Here is a 21,372-nt window from a genome sequence, read left to right as displayed (position 1 = left end):
TCCATTTGGTAAAAAGCCAAAGTATGGAAAAATAAAAAATGTAATAGGTATAATAAGTGGAAAAGGTGGAGTAGGAAAATCTACTGTAACAGGAATAACTGCAACTATGCTTAGAAAAAAAGGTTATAAAGTTGGAGTTTTAGATGCAGATATAACAGGACCATCAATGCCAAGATTTTTTGGTATAAATAATGAAAGAGCGCAAATAATATCATTAGATGAACAAAATATAAAGTTCATTCCAGCTACAACTAAGAGTGGAATAAAGGTTATGTCAATGAATCTTTTAACAGAAGTTGAAGATGATCCTGTTATATGGAGAGGTCCTGTAATAACTGGAGTTTTAAATCAAATGTATTTTGATACAGAGTGGGGAGAGTTAGATTATCTTCTAATTGATATGCCACCTGGAACAGGAGATATAGCGCTTACAGTTATGAAGGAGTTCAATGTTAAGGAACTAATAATAGTTTCTACACCACAGGATATGGTATCAATGATTGTTAAAAAGGTTGTAAAAATGGCTGAGAAAGTAGGCACACCTATTAAGGGTGTAGTTGAAAATATGGCTTATATAACTTGTGATAGCTGTGACAAAAAGCTAAGAGTATTTAGTAAAAAGTCAGCAGAAGAGCATGCAGAATACCTTGGTTTACCACTTTTAGGGGAACTTCCAATAAATCTAGAACTTACAGAAGCTCTAGAAGAAGGAAGAGCTGAGGAGTATGTATTAGATAATGCTCTATATTCATTAATATTTGAAGGCTTATATTAATACATACTCTCTATGTATGAGAGGAGTAATTTAATATGAAAGCTAATGTTGATAAGGATACTTGTATTGGATGTGGATTATGTCCATCAATATGTCCAGAAGTATTTGATATGGATGATGACGGAAAGGCTGTTGCAATTTCACCTGACGTTCCACAAGAAAATGAAGATGGAGCTAAAGAAGCAGCGGAAAATTGTCCAGTAAATGCAATTAGTGTAGAGTAATAAAAATAGCAAGCTTATATAAGCTTGCTATTTTTATTAAAAGAAGTCATTCATAAGAGGATTTATTATATAATTAGAAAAGTTATGATTACTTGGTGAAGATGAGTTATCAAAAGATACAGATATATAATCTCCAATAGATGCACCAGCTATTTCGCATAAAGGGCGTGAAATCAAGGTGCCATTTTCTAATTCTATAAATGCCTCTAAATTATTTATATCTAATACTTTACCTCGCATAACACTACCTCCTTCTTATTATTAGTGTTAGCGTATTTATTAATATATATACAAAAAGGATACTAAGTTAATAGTATCCTTAATAAATATCATTATATATAATTTTGAACACATCTAATGCTTCTTCAATTTTAGATTTAAGCAAAGATTTTTTTCTTAAGTATTCTTTCTTTCCTTCATTTGTTAAAGAATATATTTTTCTGAATTTCTTTTTAGGATCATCCCATTTCCAAACTACAAGACCGTCTTTTTCTAATGCTTTTAGAATTGGATATATTCCACCTGTACTAGGAATCCATTTTCCTCGTGTACGCTCTCCAATTGAATGTGAGATATAACTACCTGTGGCTGGTGTAGAATTCAATATATGAAGAACATAAATGGATAATAAACCTTTTGTAAAAACTTGACCCACAGCATCTTTTTCTTTTTTTACTTTTTTAAGTTCCATCATATTTCTTTTATATTCTTCATAGAGTCTTTTTTCCTCAGCCTTTATATCCATTGAGTCAGAAAAATTTAAATTACTCATAATTATACCTCTTGGACTACAACTCCTAGTAAACCAGGACCAGTATGAACTCCAAGAGAAGGTCCTATTGTAGCTGGCGCGATAGATTCTATATTATCAAGTTTTGAGATAGCATCATATAAAGCATTAAATTCTTCATCAGATGAACCACCACATAGAACCCAAACTTTGCTTTTACCCTTTTCAAGGTGTTCTTTTGCTATTTTTACTAATTTGTTCATAGATTGCTTTCTACCACGAACTTTAGCAAATGTATAATAAACACCTTCATCATTAACTGATATTATAGGTTTTAAATTTAAGATTTCTCCGATAGTACCTGCTACTTTTCCTATTCTTCCACCTTTTTTTAAGTATTCTAATGTGTTTATAGTAAAGTATCCATGAGTTTTCTTACGAAGTTTTGGAAGTTCCTCAATTATTTCTTCAAAAGTTTTACCTTCTTTAACTAATTGAGCGGCATTTAATACTAATGCACCTTCAGCCATACTAAGAATTTTAGTATCAAAAACATAAGATGTTAATTTAGGGTGATCTTCAAGTGCTAATCTTATAGCATTACCTGTACCTGAAAGCCCACTTGAGATTGTAACTGCAATTACATGAGTGTAACCTTCTTCTTCTAATTTATTAAGAATATTTTCTATTCTAGAAGCACTTGGTAAAGAAGTTGTAGGAATTTCTTTTTCTAATGATTCATAAACCTCTTTTGGACTTATATCTATTTTATCTTCAAATTCTCCATTAGAATATATTATTCTAAATGGTGCAAACTCTATGTTATTTTCTTTTAATTGTTCTGTAGTTAAATCTGATCCACTATCAGTTAAAATGGCAATTTTTTGCATATAAATACCTCCTATTAAAATGATTAAAGCAAGTAAACTTTATCACTACTGATAATATAAACTATATCATTACTGATATAGTTTAGCAATATAAAAGAAATTATTATTAAAATAATTTCTTTTATAAAAAAATTAGTAAGAAATAGAAGAATCTGAATCTACTATATTCCATATTGTATTACCAGGAGATAAGCTAATTTCATTACCTTCTATATCAAAAAGCATAGTATCACTTGTCTCTGAATCTTTAGACCATAATATATTTATAACTTTACCATTAGAAAATAAATAACCTTCACCATCATTAATTAAATCTATATCTAAATGAGAATTATCTGTTTGAAGAGTGATGTCGGCTTTTTGAACTATTATGTTATTGAATGTTAAGGGTTTATTAGTTATAGCATCAATTGCAATTTTACCATCCATATATTTAGTATAAGAACCATTTTCGAAAACATATTTAGTTTCATAAACGTTATTTGGTTTTACAGTTATATTTGAGCTTGTTTTTAAATTATCTTTATTAAAATAGCTAGAATCAAATTTTAAATAAGATTTTGCAGTTAAGTTATATTTCTTATCTTTTATGGCAGTTAATATTTTTTCACTTGATGTATAAAGATTATGTGGTGCTTTTCTAGAATTATCCCTATAATAATATTTTCCATTTTTCATTTCATTTAAACTCATTAAAGAATCATCATTTTCAACTTGTGATAAAGCTTCCTTTGAACCACCACAATGAGCAATAGGTAATGAATATTCTTTTGATAGTGTTAAAAAATAAGGGCGTATACTTCTTATAGGTCCTATTTTTTCTGAAGTTTTACTATGATATAAGGCAATAAATCTAGGAATTCCACCTTCTGCTGAGGTTTCATAGACAATATCTGCAAAGGAGAGTCCACTTTGAGGCCTTGAAGCTTTAGAATTTTCAACAACTGCCATATAAGGAACTTTATTTTGAGGATCTTCTGATGATTCTACACCTGTAAAGGGATAATAAAATTTTTTAGTTTGTTCTATATTATTTGAAGATGTAGTTTTTGATTCATCTAAAATTTCACTTTGATTATTTGATGAATTTTTTTGTTCTTCAACTTTACAAGACATTACAGAAGTAAATGTAAAAATTGTAAATAATGAAATTAATAAAAATTTTCTCATATTTATCTCCTTTTTTTATTTAATGATACTTAATATATATAATGTTTTATAGAAAATGATTACTTTAATTTAAAAAAATATTTTTCTTAATAAAAATAAAAAAATAAAATAAAAAAGAGAGATAATTAGACTTAATATAAGCAAAGAATAAGCAAGGATAAAATATCAAATAAATTTAAAATAAAAGCTGATTGCACTAGAATATCTTTTGAAGTATAATAAGACAGTACTAAAATTGGTACTATATATTGTGTTATGGGGGTCGTTTAGATGCTATATGTTGTAAAAAGGGACGGTAGAGAGGTTGAGTTCAATTCAGAGAAGATAGTTAATGCTATAAAGAAAGCAGCTGAAGATATAGGTGTAAACCTAAAAGCGAGCAAAACGTTAGATATCGTTCAAAAAGTTATTGAGTATATAGAGGTGTCTGGGGAAAATAGAATATCTGTAGAGCAAGTTCAAAATCTTGTTGAAAAAGCTTTAAAGGATTCAAACTTAGATAATGTTGTTATTGCATATCAAAATTATAGAAGAGAGAGAACTAAGGTTAGAGAAATAAAATCAGACCTTATGAGAGCTATAAGTAAAATAGGTGTTGAAACAGATAGAGATAATGCTAATGTTGGTAATAATTTTAGTTCTAAATTATTAAGAATAGCATCAGAATCAAATAAATGGCATAACTTAGCAAATATGCCAAAGTATTTATCAAAAGCACATGAAATTGGAGATCTTTATTATCATGACTTAGATAGTTATAACTTAACTACTAACTGTCTACACATTCCAACTAAAGAGATATTAGAGAATGGATTTAATACAGGATATGGAACTATAAATGCACCAAGAAGAATAGAAACGGCAGCAGAATTATCATGTATATTATTACAATCAACTCAAAATGATATGTTTGGTGGTCAATCACATCCTGACTTTGATAATGATATGTCTATATTTGTTAAACCAACTAGAGAAGAAATAATATCTGAGTTTAAAGAACTTGGATTACCTCAGGAAAAAATAGAGGAACTAGCAGAAAAAAAATTAAAAAATAGAATACATCAAGCAATGCAAGGGGTAGTTTATAATTTAAACACAATGCATTCAAGAGCTGGTTCACAAGTACCATTTAGTTCAATAAATATAGGAATACCAGAATCAAGAGATGCAGCTTTAATTTGTGAAATATTCTTATTAGAGTATGAAAAAGGTTTAGGAAAAGGTGAGCAACCAATATTCCCTAACATAATTTTTAGAGTTAAAGAAGGCGTAAATAGGGAACCAAATGATCCTTATTTCTATTTATATGAGTTAGCTTGTAGAGTTGCGGCTAAAAGAATGAATCCTACATTTATGAATATAGATGCAGATTTTAATAAAAAATATTATGATATGGGTATTACTCCAGCTACTATGGGATGTAGAACTTATCTTATGAGTAATGTAAATGGAGAGCCTGGTGTTAAGGGAAGAGGTAATATAGCTCCTACAACTATAAATTTACCTAGAATAGGAATACAAGCTCAAGGTAATATAGATAGATTCTTTAAAATATTTGATGAAAGATTAAATTTAGCTAAAGAATCATTACTTCATAGATATGAAGTATTAAAGCATTTAAAAGTTAAAGATTTACCTTTTGTAGCAGGTCAAAATTTAATGAAAGGTTCAGAAGGTTTATTACCAGATGATTCAATAGAACCAATATTAAAACAAGGAACTTGGGGAATTGGATTTATAGGTCTTGCAGAAACATTAACTGCATTAGTAGGAAAGCATCATGGTGAAGATGAAGATGCTAGACAACTTGGTATTAAAATTATTGAACATTTAAGATCATTCTGTGATAGAACAGCAGAAGAAACAAAACTTAACTGGAGTGCTTATGCAACACCAGCTGAAGGTTTATCAGGAAAATTCATTAAACAAGACCAAAAGGCGTTTGGAATTATTAAAGGTGTAACTGATAAAGAATATTATACAAATAGTTTCCATGTTCCAGTTAATTATGCAATATCTTTAAAGGATAAGATAGATATAGAAGCACCTTATCATAAACTATGTAATGGCGGACATATAAGTTATTTAGAAGTTGATGATTGTCCATCAGGTGAAACTATAATGTCTATATTAGATTATGCATATAAGAAAACTAATATAAGTTACCTAGGAATTAACTTCCATATAAGATATTGTAAAGATTGTGGAACATACTTACACAATCACGAGCAAAAATGTACTAATTGTGGAAGTGTAGATATACAAGGGATTTCTAGAGTAACAGGATACTTAAGTTTAGATGAAAGATTTGGACCTGGAAAGTATCATGAAAGACAGGATAGAGTTACTCATACAGGAACAGGGGTTAATCACTATCAAGATTGTTAATTAAAAATAGATTAAGGCTGCTACAATAGTAATTGTAGTAGCCTTTTTAGCAAATAATATTTAAGAAAGTATTATAAAGATATTAATAAAATTAATTAAGTAATAAATATTTTTGATTATATTGATAGTAATTATTGGAATGATATAATTAATAGATAAGAGGAGTGAACTTATGAGCAAAAATATAAGACTTGCAGGAATAGCTTATGAAAGCCTGGTAAATGGACCTGGAATACGAAGAGTTTTCTTTGCACAAGGATGTAGACATAATTGTGAAGGGTGTTTTAATCCTGATACTCATGATTTTAATGGTGGAGAAGAAAAAAACATGGATGAACTTATAGAAGATGTTTTAGAAAACCCTATGATTAAAGGAGTGACATTTAGTGGAGGCGATCCTTTAGAACAAGCTGATAAATTTGCATATATGGCAAAAAAGTTTAAAAATAATGGTTTAAATATTTGGTCATTTACTGGATATAAATTTGAACATATTTTAAATAAGATGAATGAAAAAAAAGAATTAAAAGATTTTATAAATAATATAGATGTTTTAGTAGATGGAAAATTTGATCAAAATAAAAAAGAGGATGGAATTAGATTTAGAGGATCAACTAATCAAAGAATAATAGATGTTCCTAAAAGTTTAGCTCAAGGTAAAATTATTTTATTAGAAGAATATATGAAATAATAAGAATATGGAGGGGTATTATATGAATATAACTGTAAGTAATGTTAAAGAGAACTTTGATGGAAGAATAATTCCTTTATTTGAAGGTAATTTAGACATTAAGGATAATAAGTTAAAAGAAATTTTATCTAATTTAAATAGTAAAGATAAGTTTAAAGGAAAATCTGGAGAAACTTACATATTAACAAACGAGAACAATGGAAATATTGAAGATACAATTTTAATAGGTCTTGGAAATGAAGAAGATATAAATTTAGAAACTATTAAAGAAAATATATCAAAAGCCTATAAAAAGATGAAAGAGCTTAAAAATGTATCTATAGCTTTTAATATGATTAATACAAATAAACTTGATGCTTTAGAAATTATAAAAGCTATTACATTATCATTAATGCTTTCAGATTATGAATTTATAAAATATAAAAAAGATAAAGAAAATAGAGAAGTGTCTGTATCAATTATTGGTGTTGAAGAAGCATTAATAAATGAAGCTAATGAATTTGTTAAAGAAGGAATTGATATAGCAGAGGGAGTTCAAATAGCTAGAGAATTAGTAAATGAACCAGCAAATGAAATGTATCCAGAAACACTAGCTGATGCAGCAACTATACTTGGAAATAAATTTGGTTTTGAAGTTGAAGTTTTTGATAAAGAAAAAATTGAAGAATTTGGAATGGAAGCTTTTATGTCTGTTGCAAAAGGTTCAGCTAGAGAACCAAAGCTTATTGTTATGAGGTATTTTGGAGATAAACACAATAAAAAAGATATTTTAGGACTTGTTGGTAAAGGATTAACTTTTGATACAGGTGGATATTCATTAAAACCAACTAATGGAATGGAAACAATGAAATCAGATATGGGTGGAGCAGCTGCTGTAATAGGTGCTATATCAGTTATTGCAAAAAGAAATCTTGCTATGAATGTTATAGGAGTAGTAGCAGCTTGTGAAAATATGATATCAGGATGTGCGTATAGACCTGGAGATATTATAGGTAGTATGTCAGGAAAAACTATAGAAGTTTTAAATACAGATGCAGAAGGTAGATTAACTTTAGCTGACGCAGTTACTTATATAAGTAAAAAAGAAAAGGTTAATGAAGTTATAGAAATGTCAACTCTTACAGGTGCAGCACTTGTTGCTTTAGGAGAAACTACAACAGCTGCTATAACTAATGATAATGATTTATTTAAAGAATATAAAACAGTAACTGAATATACTGGAGAAAAGGTGTGGGAATTACCAACATTTAATGAATATAAGGAGCTTATAAAATCAGACATTGCTGATTTAAAAAATATTGGTGGCAGAAATGCTGGAACAATAACAGCTGGATTATTTGTTGAAGAATTTGTAGAAGAAGGTGTACCATTCTTACATTTAGATATAGCAGGAACAGCGTGGACAGATTCACCAAAGCCTTATAAGGCTAAAGGTGGTACAGGAGTTCCTGTAAACTCATTATATGAATTTGCAAAAGGTAGAGAAAATAAATAAAATAATAAAAAAAGGCCAGTATCTTTTAAAGATACTGGCTTATATCTATTTATAGCCCCTAAATTTTTTATTGCTTAAATTATTTTATAATTAGAAATCTGATTGACCAGTTGTTCTTGGGAATGGAATAACATCTCTGATATTTGACATACCAGTAATGTACATTATTAATCTTTCAAATCCAAGACCGAATCCAGCATGCTTAGTTTCTCCGTACTTTCTAAGCTCTAGATACCACCAGTAATCTTCTTCAGCTAAGTTAAGTTCAGCCATTCTATTTTTTAATATATCAAGTCTTTCTTCTCTTTGGCTACCTCCAATTATTTCTCCTATTCCAGGAACTAGAAGGTCCATAGCTGCAACTGTCTTATTATCATCGTTCATTCTCATATAGAATGCTTTAATATCTTTTGGATAATCAGTTACAAATGTAGGTCTTTTGAAATGTTCTTCTGTTAAATATCTTTCATGTTCTGTTTGAAGGTCAATTCCCCATTCAACAGGATATTCGAATTTTTTACCACAGCTTTTAAGTATCTCTACTGCTTCAGTATAAGTAACTCTAGCAAAATCTGAGTTTGCAACGTGGTTTAATCTTTCAACCAATCCCTTATCAATGAATTTATTGAAGAATTCAATTTCTTCAGGACATTCTTTCATTACATATTTAATTACGTAAGTTAACATTTCTTCTGCAAGTTTCATATCATCTTCTAAGTCAGCAAATGATATCTCAGGTTCAACCATCCAGAATTCAGCAGCATGTCTTGCTGTATTTGAATTTTCAGCTCTAAATGTTGGTCCGAATGTATAAACATTTCTGAATGCTAAAGCAAATGTTTCAGCGTTTAATTGTCCTGAAACTGTAAGATTAGTTTCTTTTCCAAAGAAATCTTTGCTATAATCAACAGCACCTTCTTCAGTTTTTGGAGTTTCATTTAAGTCAAGAGTAGTAACTCTAAACATTTCTCCAGCACCTTCACAATCGCTTCCAGTAAGGATAGGAGTATTTGTATAAACAAAGTCTCTTTCTTGGAAGAACTTATGTATTGCATAAGCAGCAACAGATCTTACTCTAAATACAGCTGAAAAAGCATTACTTCTTGGTCTTAAGTGAGCGATTGTTCTTAAGTATTCAAATGTATGTCTTTTCTTTTGAAGCGGATAGTCTGAATCTGACATACCTTCAATTACTATTTCCTTAGCTTGAATTTCAAATGGTTGTTTAGCATTTGGAGTTTCAACTAAAGTTCCGATTATTTTTAATGATGAGCTTATTGGAAGTTTTGAAACTTCTTTAAAGTTCTCTAATTTGTTATCAAATACTATTTGAATATTTTTAAAGAAAGAACCATCGTTAATTTCAATAAATCCAAAAGCGTTTGAAGCTCTTAAAGTTCTTATCCAACCTGATATAGTTACATCTTTATTTAAATATTCTGATGTATTTCTATAAAGGGATTTAACTAAAATATTTTTATCCATTTAAATTTTACCTCCTATAACTTGAAAATTAATTTATAAAATAAAAAAACCTTCCATCCCAAAATAATGGGACGAAAGGATACTATCGCGGTACCACCCAAATTGCTATAAAATATAGCCAACTTAAATTACAGGCACATTTTATGCCCTTCTAGAAGCTAACGGTCTAGATGTCCGTCTAAGTCTACTAACAATTTAAAATCAATTTGCTTTCGGTTAGAAACTCTGAGATGTTCTTCAATCATAGGCTTCGTATAAGGCTTACACCATCCCTTACTCGCTAAGACTACATCCTAAGTCTACTCTTCTCTTCACAGTTTTTATAAAAAATATATTAAATTGATTTTACAATACTTTTCTAACAAATGCAACATACTTATCATATATTATCATATATTTATCAATAATTATATGAGGTTGTTTATGTTACTAGAAAAAATTATAAATAAAAAAAATAAAGATCTTAATGAATTAAAAGATATGTTATTTTACAGAAATGATGATGATAGGAAGCAAATTATAAGAAATATAAAGGTTATAACAGAGGATTTATTTTTATTATTAGAGGAAGAAAAAAATTTGAGAAATAATTTTGTTTTGAAAAGAAGAAGAGAATTTACTTTAGGTGAATTATTAAAATATAATGGAAAAAATAATAATTTAGCATATGTAGCTATAGATGGTACAGTATATGATGTAACTGGAGTTACAGGATTTAATGAAAATGGACATTTTGGAGTTAAAGCTGGAACAGATGTAACAGAAAGTTTTTATGAGTGTCATAAGGGAGATAAAAGTATATTAAGTAATCTTAGAATTATTGGAGTTTTAAAGCAATAAAAACATACCCCATAATTAATTGTATAATTAATTATGGGGATATATTATTCAGCTCCAGTTTCAAAAGATCTTATTAAAGATTCAGGAAACTTAAGCATAGTCATATCTTTTACTATTCTTTTAACTTCATAAGTAATTTCTTTAATTTCTGCCTTTATAGGTTTATTTTTTTCAACTTCTATTAGGCAATAAGTTGGATTTGGTCTTCCTATTTTTGGTTTTCCTATACTTCCATCATTTATAAAAAGTTTATTTCCAAATTTTTTTATTGAAGGTATGTGTGTATGAGCACATACTAGGGCATCTTCTTTTAGGTTTTCCATAATTGAAGCTGTATTATCATTACCTTCAAGTAAGTATTCATTTATTGCATTTGGACTTCCATGAAGGAATAATATTTTCTTATCTTCAAATTCCAAAGTTAAAGAGGTTGGAAGAGAGTTTAAATAAAATTTATTTGCTGCTCTAAGCTCGTCCACGGCCCATGGTAGTGAAAATGAATTAATAGAGTTTTCTCTTATATATGTATAACTTCCATCTACAACAGATGCATCGTAATTACCTTTTAAACAAAGAATATTTCTTCTTTTTATCATTGATATAACTTCATTTGGGTGAGGACCATATCCAACTAGGTCACCTAAGCAAATTATAGTATCAACCTTATTATCTTCTATATCTTCTAAAGCTCTCATTAGTGCATAAATATTGCCATGTATATCTGAAATAACTGCTATTTTCATAAAGCTAGCCTCCTAAAAATTTCTCAATAATATTATATCACTTAGAAAATAATATAAATATTAAATAATACTTAAAGAATTGTAATTATTTGAACTTTATTCATATTAGTATATTATAATAGTAATATAAAACAATACGGAGGGATAAGAATGAAAGAGAACAGAATAAATAATGTTATAAAAGAAATGCAAAAAAATAATTTAACACAAATGATAGTTTCATCACCATCATCACTTTTTTATTTAACAGGAAAGTGGTTCCATCCAGGAAATAGAATGGTAGCTTTACTTATTAAAACTAATGGAGAACATAAATTAGTAAATAATAAGTTATTCCCTGTAGAAGAAGATTTAGGAATTGATATAGTTTGGTATGATGATATAGAAAATCCAGTTGAAATATTAGCTAAGTATGTTGATAAAGAGGCGGTTTTAGGAATTGATAAAACTTGGCCAGCACATTTTTTATTAAGTCTTATGAAAATTAATGCGGCTAAAAATTATGAAAATTCATCACCAATAATTGATAATTTAAGAATGATAAAAGATGCAGAAGAAATAGAATTAATGAAAGAAGCTTCAAGAAGAAATGATGAAACAATGAAGGAGCTGTGGAAGCATTTAGAAGAAGGAAAAACTGAAGAAGAATGTACTGAAATATTAAAAGATTTATATGCTAAAAATGGAATGAATAAATTTTCATTTCCTCCAATTATAGCGGTATCACCAAACGGAGCAGATCCACATCATGAAACAGATAATTCAGCTATAAAAAGTGGTCATAGTATAGTTATTGATATGGGAGGAGTTTATAAAGATTATTGTTCAGATATGACAAGAACTGTATTCTTTAAAGAAGAGCCTTCAGAAGAACATAAAAAGATATACAACATAGTAAAAGAAGCTAATGAAAGAGCTATAGCTATAATAAAGCCAGGAGTTAAGTTTAAAGAAATAGATAATGCAGCAAGAAGTTATATTGAGGAAATGGGATATGGAGAATATTTTACACATAGAACAGGTCATTGTATTGGTATAGATTGCCATGATTTTGGTGATGTAAGTGCTGCAAATAATAATGAAGTAAAACCTGGAATGATATTTTCAGTAGAACCAGGAATTTATTTAAGTGGAGATATTGGTGTTAGAATAGAAGATTTAGTATTAGTTACTGAAGATGGTCATGAAAGATTGAATAAAGTAACTAAAGAATTAACTGTAATAAAATAATAAATATATTTTAAAAACAATTAATAATCAAGTTATTTTATAGTATTTACTACGATATATTTTAATTTTTATTATAGTGTAAATAAAAAGAGTACTTTTAAAAAAGTACTCTTTTTGTATTTATAAGTTTATTTTACTAAACTGAGAATAAAACTCCAGCTATTGTTCCTGTTAAACAAGTTGCAAGAGCTCCTCCTAGTAATGCTTTAAATCCAAGTTTTGCAATTAAACCTTTTCTATCTGGAGCTAAAGCACCTATACCACCAATTTGGATAGCAACTGAACTTATGTTAGCAAATCCACATAGTGCATAAGTTAATATAAGAACTGTTTTTGGTTGTAAAGTTCCAGCAGCTACATATTTAGACATTTCTGAGTATGCAACGAATTCGTTAATCATAACTTTTTGACCAAGTAAACTACCAGCAGTTCCTAAATCAACAGTAGGTATACCCATTACAAATGTTAATGGTGAGAATATTTTACCTAGTATCCATTGGAAGCTAAGTGTTGGGAATCCAAATAGTCCGCCAATTGCAGCTAATATGTAGTTAAGTAAAGCTATAAGTGCAACGAATGCAAGAAGCATAGCAGCAACGTTAAGGGCAAGACCTAAACCTTCACTAGCTCCATTTGCAGCAGCTTCAACAACATTTGATGCTGTTTGTTCTACTTTTACATCAGTAGTACCTTTTGTTTTTGGTTCTTCTGTTTCAGGTACAAGAATTTTAGCTAATATAAGTCCAGCAGGAGCAGCCATTATACTACCAGCAAGTAAGTCACCTGCATTAATTCCCATTGCCACATATCCAGCCATAACTCCACCTGCAACAGTAGCCATACCACCGACCATTATAGCCATAAGCTCTGATTTAGTCATATCTTTTATAAAAGGTTTTACTAAAAGTGGAGCTTCTGTTTGTCCTAAGAATATGTTTCCAACAGCACTTAATGTTTCAGCGCCTGATGTTCCAAGTAATTTACAAAGACCTTTAGCGATAATTTTAACTATGAATTGCATAATTCCTAAGTAATAAAGTATTCCCATTAAAGCTGAGAAGAAGATAATTGTTGGAAGAACTTGTAATGCGAAAATCATTCCAAAAGTATCTTGATTCATTAAGTTACCAAATAAGAACTTTGAACCTTCAAGAGTAAAGTCAAGTAATTTTGTTATTGCTTTACTACAAAAATCGAAGAAAGCTCTACCAGCTGGGATCTTTAATATAATTAGGGCAAATACAACTTGAAGTGCTAACCCTATACCAACTAAACGCCAATTGATTTTCTTTCTGTTGTCTGAGAACAGCGTAGCTATTCCTAAAATTACTATGATTCCGATTAATCCAATAAATCTACTCAATGTTCTTTCTCCTTTGTATATAATTTTTACTTATAGACTTAAGACTGTTCTTTATAGATTTTTAATTATTTCTTTAGTTAGAGTTATAAAACTATTTTTAGCTTTATTTGAAGTTTCTATAACTTCTTCATGATTAAGTGGTTGTTTTAGTATTCCAGCAGCCATATTTGTTAAACAAGATATGCCCAATACTTTTATTCCGGAATGATTGGCAACAATAACTTCTGGTATCGTTGACATGCCTACTGCATCACCACCTAAAATTCTAACCATTCTAATTTCAGCTGGAGTTTCGTAAGTTGGACCGCTAAACATAGTGTAAACGCCTTCTTTTATGTCAATATTTAAATCCTTAGCGATATTTTTTGCAAGATTTATAAGCTCTGGATTATAAGCTGTTGACATATCAGGAAATCTTGGTCCGAATTCATCTAAATTTTTACCAATTAAAGGATTGCTTCCGGAAAGATTAATGTGATCATTAATTATCATTAAATCCCCAGGTTTAAAATTTGTATTTACAGCACCTGCGGCATTGGTAACGATTAACTTGCCTACGCCTAAAAGCTTCATTACTCTAACAGGAAAAGTTACATCCGTCATTTTATAACCTTCATAATAATGAAATCTTCCTTGCATAGCAATTACAATTTTTCCTTCTAATTTTCCTATAACTAGACGACCTTTATGACCTTCTACAGTAGATACAGGGAAATTAGGTAATGTTTCATATGGATAAAATTCAGGTTCTTCAATTAAGTCAGCTAAAGATCCTAAACCTGATCCTAGAATAAGACCGATTTCAGGTTTATATTTACTTTTAGAAAGTATATATTCTGAAGTAGTCTTTAAAGTGTTTGATAAATCCATTTAATCACCTCTACTAGTTGTATTATTGTAAAATTTAAAAAGAGCATAGAAACAAGTCTACCATATAGATTATAGAATAAAATTAATTAAATTAAAATATAAAAAGCAAAAAATTTAATAAAAGAAAAAATAAAATTTTTGGCAAATCACCAAAAGTATACTTGAATAAATATAATAGTATATACTAATTTATGGTGGTGAAGATTATAAGTACTATATTAATAAATTTAGTAATCATTTTCACGATAACCTTAAAAATAATTATTGCACCACATTTATGTAAAGTGGAAAAGAGTGATGTTATAGTTATTTTAGGTTGTAATTTAAATAGTATTTTTATGAATCAAAGGTTAAAAAAATCTATTGAATTATACAATAAAGGAATCGCAAAATATTTTATTGTTACAGGAAAAGGAAAAGGAGATATAAGTGAAGCTTTAGGAATGAAAAACTTTTTGGTTAATTTAGGTATTGATGATAATAATATATTTATAGAAGAAAAGGCAAAAAACACATATCAAAATTTAAAATTTTCTAAGAATGTAATGAATAATAAAGGGTTTAAAAAAGCTGTAATTGTTTCGGATTATTATCATATTGCTAGAATAAAGATGATAGCTAAAAGAATTAAGTTAGATTGTTCATTTGCAGCATGGTCTGTTAAAAAGTTCAATAAATATGAAGTTAAGGCGATTTTAAGGGAAGTAATAGCTTATATAAAAGATTTTATTATTGTATATGAATAAAAAGGTGGTATAACCACCTTTTTAAAAAATTTATTTATTATTCAAAAATTTTTCTCCAACTATAACAACATCACCAGCACCTACTGTTAAAAGCATATCTCCAGGATTTATATTATTTTTTACATATTCAACAGCTTCATCATGAGAGTGTACATTAGTACATTTAACACCTGTTTTTCTTATTGCATCACCTAATTCGTCAGATGAAACAAGACCAGTATCTTTTTCTCTAGCAGCATATATATCCATTAATACTAATTCATCAGCATCATTAAATGCTGTAGTAAATTCATCAAATAATGTTTTTGTTCTAGTATAAGTATGTGGTTGGAATACACATATTGTTTTATTGTGAGGAATTTTTTTAGCAGTACTTAAAGTTGCTTTTATCTCAACTGGATGATGAGCATAATCATCTATAACTGTAACTCCATTTAATTCCCCTTTGTATTCAAATCTTTTATGAGCACCCTTGCACTCTTTTAATCCATCTATTATATCATCATAAGGTAGATTAAAAATAAGTCCTACACATGCACTTGATAATGCATTTAAGATGTTGTGTTTACCTGGCATATTTAATTGTAAATCAAATAAATCTTCTCCATCTTTACAAACAGTGAAAGATGCACAACCTCTATTATCATATTTTATATTTGTTGCAGTTACATTAGTATCCTTAAATCCATAGCTTATAGTATTGCAATTAGCTTCTTTTAAAATTTTAGCAACATTAGGGTCTTCACCGTAACCTATTAAGTAACCATCTGTAGGAATTAATGTTGAGAATTTTTTAAATGTTTCAGTTATATGATTTAAATCTCTATAATAATCTAAATGATCAGCATCTATATTTAATATTATTCCTATGTATGGGAAGAATTTTAAAAATGATTCTTTATATTCACATGCTTCTGTAACAAAATATTCACTATTTCCTATTCTGTAATTACCGCCTATTACATCAAGTTCACCACCTACAAGTATAGTTGGATCTAAATTTGCTTTAAGAGTTATATTTGTAATCATAGAAGTACATGTAGTTTTACCGTGTGTACCTGCGACTGCAACATTGTATTTATGACCTTTCATTATAAGACCTAAAAATTCTGCTCTATCCATAAGGTGTATATTATCTTCTTTGGCTTTAATTATTTCAGGATTATCTTGTGGAATTGCAGCCGTATAAACAACTAAGTCAACATCTTTTATATTATCCTTTTTATGTCCTATATAAATTTCAGCACCTTTTTCTTTTAAGCTATTAGTTATTTCTGATTCTTTAGAATCGGAACCTGAAACTTTAAATCCATTATTTAAAAGTACAGCAGCAAGACCACTCATACTTATACCGCCAATTCCTATAAAGTGAACCTTTTTATTGGTATCTTTTAAAAAATCAAATGACATGAAATCAACCCCTTTTTTATTTATTTTATGATTATATAAGTTTAATGTTTTAAAAATTAATTTTTTATTTTATAACCATTTATAATTATATACATTTTTAATTAAATGAACACAAAAATTAACTAAAAATTATATCAATTTAAAAAAGAATTTTCAATTTATTTTACATTAAGTGATTAAAATGTATTGCACTAGGAAAAAATATAGAATAAAATATGAATATTGAGAGTGAAAAATTATGATATAATTCGTATAAATTCGAATAATTATTAAGATGCAGGTGGTTTTCATGGAAAAGTTAAGTAGAAATAGTAGAGTTGTTGTAATTACAAAGATACTAATAGAAAATCCGAATAAAATTATCGGATTAAATAAATTTTCAGAGTTATTAAATGCAGCAAAATCAACTATAAGTGAAGATATAGTTATAGTTAGAGAAATATTAGCAAAGTTTGAAATGGGAAGAGTTGAAACCATAGCTGGTGCTGCAGGAGGTATAAGATATATACCTGAAACAAGTGTATCAAAAGGAAAGGAATTTGCTTTAAGCCTTTGCGATTTATTAAAAGATGATGGAAGAGTGGTTCCGGGAAATATAATATATATGACAGATTTAATGTATAATCCTGAAATAATAAGTAAAGCTGGAACAATACTTTCTTCTTGGTTTGAAAATATGGATATTGATTATGTAATTACAGTAGAGACAAAGGGAATTCCATTAGCGTATGAAGTTGCTAGAAATTTAGGAGTTCAACTTGTTATTGCAAGAAGGGACAACCAATTTACAGAAGGAACAACTATGACAATTAATTATGTGTCAGGTACTAGTGGGAAGCTCCAACAAATGTCATTATCTAAAAAATCAATGAAAAGTAATTCAAAATGTGTATTCATTGATGATTTTATGAAAGGTGGGGGAACTGCACTTGGAATAAAGGATCTTTTAAAAGAATTTGATAGTGAATTAGTTGGAATAGGAGTTTTAGTTGATAATAAAGAAGCTAAAAAGAAACTTATTGATGAATATATATCAATAGTTGAATTACATTCAGTAAATGAATCATCAATAGTTGATATACGTCCTTCTAAGATATTTGAAAAATAGATAAATAATTTACCACACCAATAATAAATTTAAAAATTTACCAAATAAAAGAGGATATTGCCAATGTATGGAGAATTTATAATATCATAAAGGCAACTGGAGGTGTGGTCAATGCAAATTACAGACGTTAGAATCAGAAAGATAGCTACAGATGGGAAGATGAAAGCAATAGTATCAGTTACTTTTGATGATCAATTTGTAGTTCATGACATTAAGGTTATTGAAGGGCAAAATGGGTTATTTATTGCTATGCCAAGCAGAAAAACACCAGATGGTGAGTTTAAGGATATAGCACATCCTATAAACAGCGAGGCAAGGGACGTAATACAAAGAGCTATTCTTGAAGCGTATGATAAAGCTTTATCAGAAGAAATAGCGGAATAATTTATTAAAAATAAAAGGGATTTTCCCTTTTATTTTTTTGTAACTTACTGAAATAAGAATATTATAAAGGATAATAAAACAATATACATATATTATAAGTTTTATTGTATTGTTATCTAAGTTGAAATAGTTAGTTTGTTGAAATATAATAAAATAGAATTAAAATGTACTAAAATATAATACTATAAAAAATCGGGTTAAATATAAGTAATTAATAGAGGTGGTAAAATGTATAAATGTGCATTAATACTTGCAGCTGGTCAAGGTACTAGAATAAAGTCAGATTTACCTAAGGTTTTACATAAGGTTTGTGGCAAAGAAATGGTAAATCACGTTATAGATAATATGAGAAAAGCAAATATCAATGATGTAAATGTAATTATAGGAAAAGGAGCAGAGTTAGTTAAAGAACAAACTAATGATAGAAAAGTTTCTTATTCATTACAAGAAGAGCAATTAGGAACAGGACATGCAGTTAAATGCGCAGCTGAATTCTTAAAAGGAAAAAAAGGAACTGTAGTAGTATTTGCTGGTGATGCACCGCTAACAAAAGAATCAACAATAGAAGAATTAATAAAAACACATGAATCAAATGGAAATTCAGCAACTTTATTAAGTGCTATAGTTGAAGACCCAACAGGCTATGGAAGAATAATAAGAGATGATGAAGGATATGTTTTAAAAATTGTTGAACATAAAGACTGCAATGAAGATGAATTATTAGTAAATGAAATGAATGCAGCAATGTATTGTTTTGACATAGAAGATTTAGTTAATTCATTAGATAAGCTTTCAAATAATAATACACAAGGTGAATATTATCTTACAGATGTAATAGGAATTCTTAAAGAAGAAGGAAAAAAGGTTGGGGCACTAGTTACTGATTATGAGGATACTATAGGAGTTAATTCAAGAGTTCAACTTGCAGAAGCAGAAGAAATATTAAGAAATAGAATTAATTTAAAACATCTTAATAATGGTGTAACGTTAATAGATCCAAAATCAACATACATAGGAATAGATGTTGAAATAGAAAAAGATACAATTATATATCCAGGAACTATATTAGAGGGAAATACTAAAATAGGTTCAAACTGTATGATAATGCAAAATTGTAGAATTAAAGATAGTATAATAAACGAAGGTGTTACTGTAGAATCTTCAGTAATATTAGATAGTGAAGTAGGAGAAAATACTACTGTTGGACCATTTGCATATATAAGACCAGAAAGTAAGATTGGTTCAAAAGCTAGAATAGGGGATTTTGTAGAAATTAAAAAATCTACAATTGGTGATGGAACTAAAGTATCACATTTAACTTATATTGGAGATGCTGAAGTTGGTTCAGGATGTAACTTTGGATGTGGTACTGTTGTAGTAAACTATGATGGAAAAGTTAAGAATAAAACAGTAATTGGAAATAATAGTTTTATTGGATGTAACACAAATTTAGTTTCACCAGTAACTGTTAAAGATAATACTTATATTGCAGCAGGTTCAACAATAACTAATGATGTTAATGAAGGTGAACTTGCAATAGCTAGAGCTAAGCAAAGAAATATATCAGGATGGGTAGAGAAAAAGGGATTAAAGAAGTAATCAATAAAAATTTATTTATATATAAAAGAGCTAAATTTGAGGAGGTCTTCATTAATTATGTTAAGTCATGGAAAGAATATTAAAATATTCACAGGAAACTCACACCCAGAATTAGCGCAAGAAATTGCAAAAATATTAGGGCTAGAAGTAGGTGCGGGCGATGTAGGTACTTTTAGTGATGGAGAGATATCAGTAAATATAGGTGAGACAGTAAGAGGTGCTGACGTATTTATAGTTCAATCAACTTGTTCACCTGTAAATAATAACTTAATGGAATTACTTATAATGATTGATGCATTTAAAAGAGCATCAGCAGGAAGAATAACAGCTGTTATTCCATACTATGGATATGCAAGACAAGATAGAAAAGCAAAATCAAGAGATCCAATAACTGCAAAATTGGTAGCGGATTTACTTACAACAGCAGGAGCTCATAGAGTTTTAACTATGGATTTACATGCTGCTCAAATTCAAGGGTACTTTAATATACCTGTTGATCATTTAGTAGGTTCACCAATACTTTCAAAGTATTTTGTAGATAAAGGATTAATAGATCAAGATGATGTTGTTGTTGTGTCTCCTGATCTTGGAAGTGTAACTAGAGCCAGAAAATTTGCAGATAGATTACATGCACCAATAGCAATAATAGATAAAAGAAGACCTAAGGCAAACGTATCCGAGATAATGAATATTATTGGAGATGTTGAAGGAAAAAGATGTATATTAATAGATGATATGATAGATACAGCAGGAACTATAACAAATGCAGCAAATGCGCTAAAAGATTTAGGCGCAAAAAATGTATATGCATGTTGTACTCATGGGGTTTTATCAGGACCGGCATTTGAAAGAATAAATAATTCAGCAATTGAAGAATTAGTAATGTTAAATACAATAAAACTTCCAGAGAATATTGATAAGAAAAAATTTAAATCAATATCAGTTGCTCCTATATTTGCAGAAGCTATAAAAAGAATATATAATAATGAACCAATAAGCAAATTATTTGAAGCATAATAGTTAATGTATTAATACATAATATACATAAAGAAAACCTCTAGATAAATCTGGAGGTTTTGTTTTATAACTATTTATATAATAATGAAATATTACAGTTAACAAATTGTAACTTTTATATGAAACTATATTAAAAACTGTGAAAAAATGATAAATTTATAATTGTTAGTTAATTTTTAAATTAATTAAGCAATAAATATTTAATAAGTTAAAA

The 21,372-nt window shown here is 28.6% G+C and carries 20 protein-coding genes, 1 pseudogene and 1 other annotated feature; of the genes and pseudogenes, 12 read left to right on the top strand and 9 right to left on the bottom strand.

Annotated features, from left to right (window positions below):
- Nucleotides 1–22: 22 nt before the first annotated feature.
- Together AC4FQW_RS11620 and AC4FQW_RS11615 are read left to right on the top strand one after the other, a co-directional pair.
- Nucleotides 23–775: pseudogene (locus AC4FQW_RS11620) on the top strand (Mrp/NBP35 family ATP-binding protein); the annotation flags it as partial.
- A gap of 35 nt (nt 776–810) precedes the next feature.
- Nucleotides 811–999: a ferredoxin gene (locus AC4FQW_RS11615; RefSeq protein WP_303127384.1), complete on the top strand. Its 189-nt coding sequence runs from the start codon at nt 811–813 to the stop codon at nt 997–999.
- Between the two features lie 36 nt (nt 1,000–1,035).
- Here the strand turns inward: AC4FQW_RS11615 and AC4FQW_RS11610 are convergent, their stop codons facing one another.
- The 4 genes from AC4FQW_RS11610 to AC4FQW_RS11595 all read right to left on the bottom strand — a co-directional run bounded on the left by AC4FQW_RS11610 (nt 1,036) and on the right by AC4FQW_RS11595 (nt 3,789).
- The gene (locus AC4FQW_RS11610) at nt 1,036–1,239 is read right to left on the bottom strand and encodes a hypothetical protein (protein WP_491149192.1); all 204 of its coding nucleotides are present in this window, start codon (nt 1,237–1,239) and stop codon (nt 1,036–1,038) included.
- A 79-nt stretch (nt 1,240–1,318) separates the two neighbouring features.
- Nucleotides 1,319–1,771 carry a PadR family transcriptional regulator gene (locus AC4FQW_RS11605; RefSeq protein WP_491149190.1) on the bottom strand — a complete coding sequence of 151 codons (453 nt, stop codon included), beginning with the start codon at nt 1,769–1,771 and terminating at the stop codon, nt 1,319–1,321.
- A 2-nt stretch (nt 1,772–1,773) separates the two neighbouring features.
- Nucleotides 1,774–2,619 carry a DegV family protein gene (locus tag AC4FQW_RS11600; RefSeq protein WP_303127390.1) on the bottom strand — a complete coding sequence of 282 codons (846 nt, stop codon included), beginning with the start codon at nt 2,617–2,619 and terminating at the stop codon, nt 1,774–1,776.
- Nucleotides 2,620–2,751: 132 nt separating this feature from the next.
- Nucleotides 2,752–3,789 carry a DUF3048 domain-containing protein gene (locus AC4FQW_RS11595; RefSeq protein WP_491149188.1) on the bottom strand — a complete coding sequence of 346 codons (1,038 nt, stop codon included), beginning with the start codon at nt 3,787–3,789 and terminating at the stop codon, nt 2,752–2,754.
- Nucleotides 3,790–4,059: 270 nt separating this feature from the next.
- On the opposite strand from AC4FQW_RS11595, the gene AC4FQW_RS11590 reads away from it, so the two are divergent.
- The 3 genes from AC4FQW_RS11590 to AC4FQW_RS11580 all read left to right on the top strand — a co-directional run bounded on the left by AC4FQW_RS11590 (nt 4,060) and on the right by AC4FQW_RS11580 (nt 8,363).
- The gene (locus AC4FQW_RS11590; protein ID WP_303127394.1) at nt 4,060–6,177 is read left to right on the top strand and encodes an anaerobic ribonucleoside triphosphate reductase; all 2,118 of its coding nucleotides are present in this window, start codon (nt 4,060–4,062) and stop codon (nt 6,175–6,177) included.
- Nucleotides 6,178–6,349: 172 nt separating this feature from the next.
- Nucleotides 6,350–6,868, top strand: a complete 519-nt coding sequence (gene nrdG / locus AC4FQW_RS11585; RefSeq protein WP_491149185.1) for an anaerobic ribonucleoside-triphosphate reductase activating protein — start codon at nt 6,350–6,352, stop codon at nt 6,866–6,868.
- A gap of 22 nt (nt 6,869–6,890) precedes the next feature.
- The gene (locus AC4FQW_RS11580) at nt 6,891–8,363 is read left to right on the top strand and encodes a leucyl aminopeptidase (RefSeq protein ID WP_491149183.1); all 1,473 of its coding nucleotides are present in this window, start codon (nt 6,891–6,893) and stop codon (nt 8,361–8,363) included.
- 90 nt (nt 8,364–8,453) lie between these two features.
- On the opposite strand, the gene asnS is transcribed toward AC4FQW_RS11580, so the two are convergent.
- Nucleotides 8,454–9,848 carry an asparagine--tRNA ligase gene (asnS, locus tag AC4FQW_RS11575; protein WP_303127400.1) on the bottom strand — a complete coding sequence of 465 codons (1,395 nt, stop codon included), beginning with the start codon at nt 9,846–9,848 and terminating at the stop codon, nt 8,454–8,456.
- Between the two features lie 64 nt (nt 9,849–9,912).
- Nucleotides 9,913–10,172, bottom strand: a binding site (T-box leader).
- Nucleotides 10,173–10,271: 99 nt separating this feature from the next.
- Here asnS and AC4FQW_RS11570 point away from each other — a divergent pair.
- The gene (locus tag AC4FQW_RS11570; RefSeq protein ID WP_491149181.1) at nt 10,272–10,688 is read left to right on the top strand and encodes a cytochrome b5 domain-containing protein; all 417 of its coding nucleotides are present in this window, start codon (nt 10,272–10,274) and stop codon (nt 10,686–10,688) included.
- A gap of 44 nt (nt 10,689–10,732) precedes the next feature.
- Here the strand turns inward: AC4FQW_RS11570 and AC4FQW_RS11565 are convergent, their stop codons facing one another.
- Nucleotides 10,733–11,431 carry a metallophosphoesterase family protein gene (locus tag AC4FQW_RS11565; RefSeq protein WP_303127405.1) on the bottom strand — a complete coding sequence of 233 codons (699 nt, stop codon included), beginning with the start codon at nt 11,429–11,431 and terminating at the stop codon, nt 10,733–10,735.
- Nucleotides 11,432–11,581: 150 nt separating this feature from the next.
- Here AC4FQW_RS11565 and AC4FQW_RS11560 point away from each other — a divergent pair, with 150 nt between their 5' ends.
- Nucleotides 11,582–12,661, top strand: a complete 1,080-nt coding sequence (locus tag AC4FQW_RS11560; protein WP_303127407.1) for a M24 family metallopeptidase — start codon at nt 11,582–11,584, stop codon at nt 12,659–12,661.
- Nucleotides 12,662–12,797: 136 nt separating this feature from the next.
- On the opposite strand, the gene AC4FQW_RS11555 is transcribed toward AC4FQW_RS11560, so the two are convergent.
- A complete protein-coding gene (locus AC4FQW_RS11555; protein WP_303127409.1) occupies nt 12,798–14,024 on the bottom strand; it encodes a NupC/NupG family nucleoside CNT transporter in 1,227 nt (408 codons plus the stop codon).
- A 51-nt stretch (nt 14,025–14,075) separates the two neighbouring features.
- Nucleotides 14,076–14,894 (bottom strand): purine-nucleoside phosphorylase, encoded by an 819-nt coding sequence (locus AC4FQW_RS11550; protein ID WP_491149178.1) that lies wholly within the window; start codon nt 14,892–14,894, stop codon nt 14,076–14,078.
- Nucleotides 14,895–15,178: 284 nt separating this feature from the next.
- On the opposite strand from AC4FQW_RS11550, the gene AC4FQW_RS11545 reads away from it, so the two are divergent.
- Nucleotides 15,179–15,640: a YdcF family protein gene (locus AC4FQW_RS11545; RefSeq protein ID WP_491149176.1), complete on the top strand. Its 462-nt coding sequence runs from the start codon at nt 15,179–15,181 to the stop codon at nt 15,638–15,640.
- 30 nt (nt 15,641–15,670) lie between these two features.
- Here the strand turns inward: AC4FQW_RS11545 and murC are convergent, their stop codons facing one another.
- Complete coding sequence (gene murC, locus AC4FQW_RS11540; protein ID WP_491149174.1) at nt 15,671–17,050, bottom strand: UDP-N-acetylmuramate--L-alanine ligase; 1,380 nt, start codon at nt 17,048–17,050, stop codon at nt 15,671–15,673.
- 289 nt (nt 17,051–17,339) lie between these two features.
- Between murC and purR the strand changes: the two genes are divergently transcribed.
- The 4 genes from purR to AC4FQW_RS11520 all read left to right on the top strand — a co-directional run bounded on the left by purR (nt 17,340) and on the right by AC4FQW_RS11520 (nt 21,158).
- A complete protein-coding gene (gene purR / locus AC4FQW_RS11535; RefSeq protein WP_303127417.1) occupies nt 17,340–18,158 on the top strand; it encodes a pur operon repressor in 819 nt (272 codons plus the stop codon).
- A 111-nt stretch (nt 18,159–18,269) separates the two neighbouring features.
- Complete coding sequence (gene spoVG, locus AC4FQW_RS11530) at nt 18,270–18,542, top strand: septation regulator SpoVG (RefSeq protein WP_303127419.1); 273 nt, start codon at nt 18,270–18,272, stop codon at nt 18,540–18,542.
- Between the two features lie 228 nt (nt 18,543–18,770).
- Nucleotides 18,771–20,141: a bifunctional UDP-N-acetylglucosamine diphosphorylase/glucosamine-1-phosphate N-acetyltransferase GlmU gene (gene glmU, locus AC4FQW_RS11525; RefSeq protein ID WP_491149172.1), complete on the top strand. Its 1,371-nt coding sequence runs from the start codon at nt 18,771–18,773 to the stop codon at nt 20,139–20,141.
- 57 nt (nt 20,142–20,198) lie between these two features.
- Nucleotides 20,199–21,158 carry a ribose-phosphate diphosphokinase gene (locus AC4FQW_RS11520; RefSeq protein ID WP_303127423.1) on the top strand — a complete coding sequence of 320 codons (960 nt, stop codon included), beginning with the start codon at nt 20,199–20,201 and terminating at the stop codon, nt 21,156–21,158.
- The last annotated feature ends 214 nt before the right edge of the window (nt 21,159–21,372 follow it).

This window comes from Clostridium sp. TJA085 (assembly GCF_058310235.1).
This window is presented reverse-complemented; position numbering and strand designations above follow the sequence as displayed.

What these genes read in the sequence shown, in the direction of transcription:
- AC4FQW_RS11600 (WP_303127390.1), bottom strand. Translation starts at nt 2,619, where the DNA reads ATGCAAAAAATTGCCATTTTAACTGATAGTGGATCAGATTTAACTACA.
- AC4FQW_RS11590 (WP_303127394.1), top strand. Translation starts at nt 4,060, where the DNA reads ATGCTATATGTTGTAAAAAGGGACGGTAGAGAGGTTGAGTTCAATTCA.
- AC4FQW_RS11565 (WP_303127405.1), bottom strand. Translation starts at nt 11,431, where the DNA reads ATGAAAATAGCAGTTATTTCAGATATACATGGCAATATTTATGCACTA.
- nrdG (WP_491149185.1), top strand. Translation starts at nt 6,350, where the DNA reads ATGAGCAAAAATATAAGACTTGCAGGAATAGCTTATGAAAGCCTGGTA.
- purR (WP_303127417.1), top strand. Translation starts at nt 17,340, where the DNA reads ATGGAAAAGTTAAGTAGAAATAGTAGAGTTGTTGTAATTACAAAGATA.
- AC4FQW_RS11550 (WP_491149178.1), bottom strand. Translation starts at nt 14,894, where the DNA reads ATGGATTTATCAAACACTTTAAAGACTACTTCAGAATATATACTTTCT.
- glmU (WP_491149172.1), top strand. Translation starts at nt 18,771, where the DNA reads ATGTATAAATGTGCATTAATACTTGCAGCTGGTCAAGGTACTAGAATA.
- AC4FQW_RS11605 (WP_491149190.1), bottom strand. Translation starts at nt 1,771, where the DNA reads ATGAGTAATTTAAATTTTTCTGACTCAATGGATATAAAGGCTGAGGAA.
- AC4FQW_RS11560 (WP_303127407.1), top strand. Translation starts at nt 11,582, where the DNA reads ATGAAAGAGAACAGAATAAATAATGTTATAAAAGAAATGCAAAAAAAT.
- AC4FQW_RS11520 (WP_303127423.1), top strand. Translation starts at nt 20,199, where the DNA reads ATGTTAAGTCATGGAAAGAATATTAAAATATTCACAGGAAACTCACAC.
- AC4FQW_RS11580 (WP_491149183.1), top strand. Translation starts at nt 6,891, where the DNA reads ATGAATATAACTGTAAGTAATGTTAAAGAGAACTTTGATGGAAGAATA.
- asnS (WP_303127400.1), bottom strand. Translation starts at nt 9,848, where the DNA reads ATGGATAAAAATATTTTAGTTAAATCCCTTTATAGAAATACATCAGAA.
- murC (WP_491149174.1), bottom strand. Translation starts at nt 17,050, where the DNA reads ATGTCATTTGATTTTTTAAAAGATACCAATAAAAAGGTTCACTTTATA.
- spoVG (WP_303127419.1), top strand. Translation starts at nt 18,270, where the DNA reads ATGCAAATTACAGACGTTAGAATCAGAAAGATAGCTACAGATGGGAAG.
- AC4FQW_RS11610 (WP_491149192.1), bottom strand. Translation starts at nt 1,239, where the DNA reads ATGCGAGGTAAAGTATTAGATATAAATAATTTAGAGGCATTTATAGAA.
- AC4FQW_RS11615 (WP_303127384.1), top strand. Translation starts at nt 811, where the DNA reads ATGAAAGCTAATGTTGATAAGGATACTTGTATTGGATGTGGATTATGT.
- AC4FQW_RS11570 (WP_491149181.1), top strand. Translation starts at nt 10,272, where the DNA reads ATGTTACTAGAAAAAATTATAAATAAAAAAAATAAAGATCTTAATGAA.
- AC4FQW_RS11595 (WP_491149188.1), bottom strand. Translation starts at nt 3,789, where the DNA reads ATGAGAAAATTTTTATTAATTTCATTATTTACAATTTTTACATTTACT.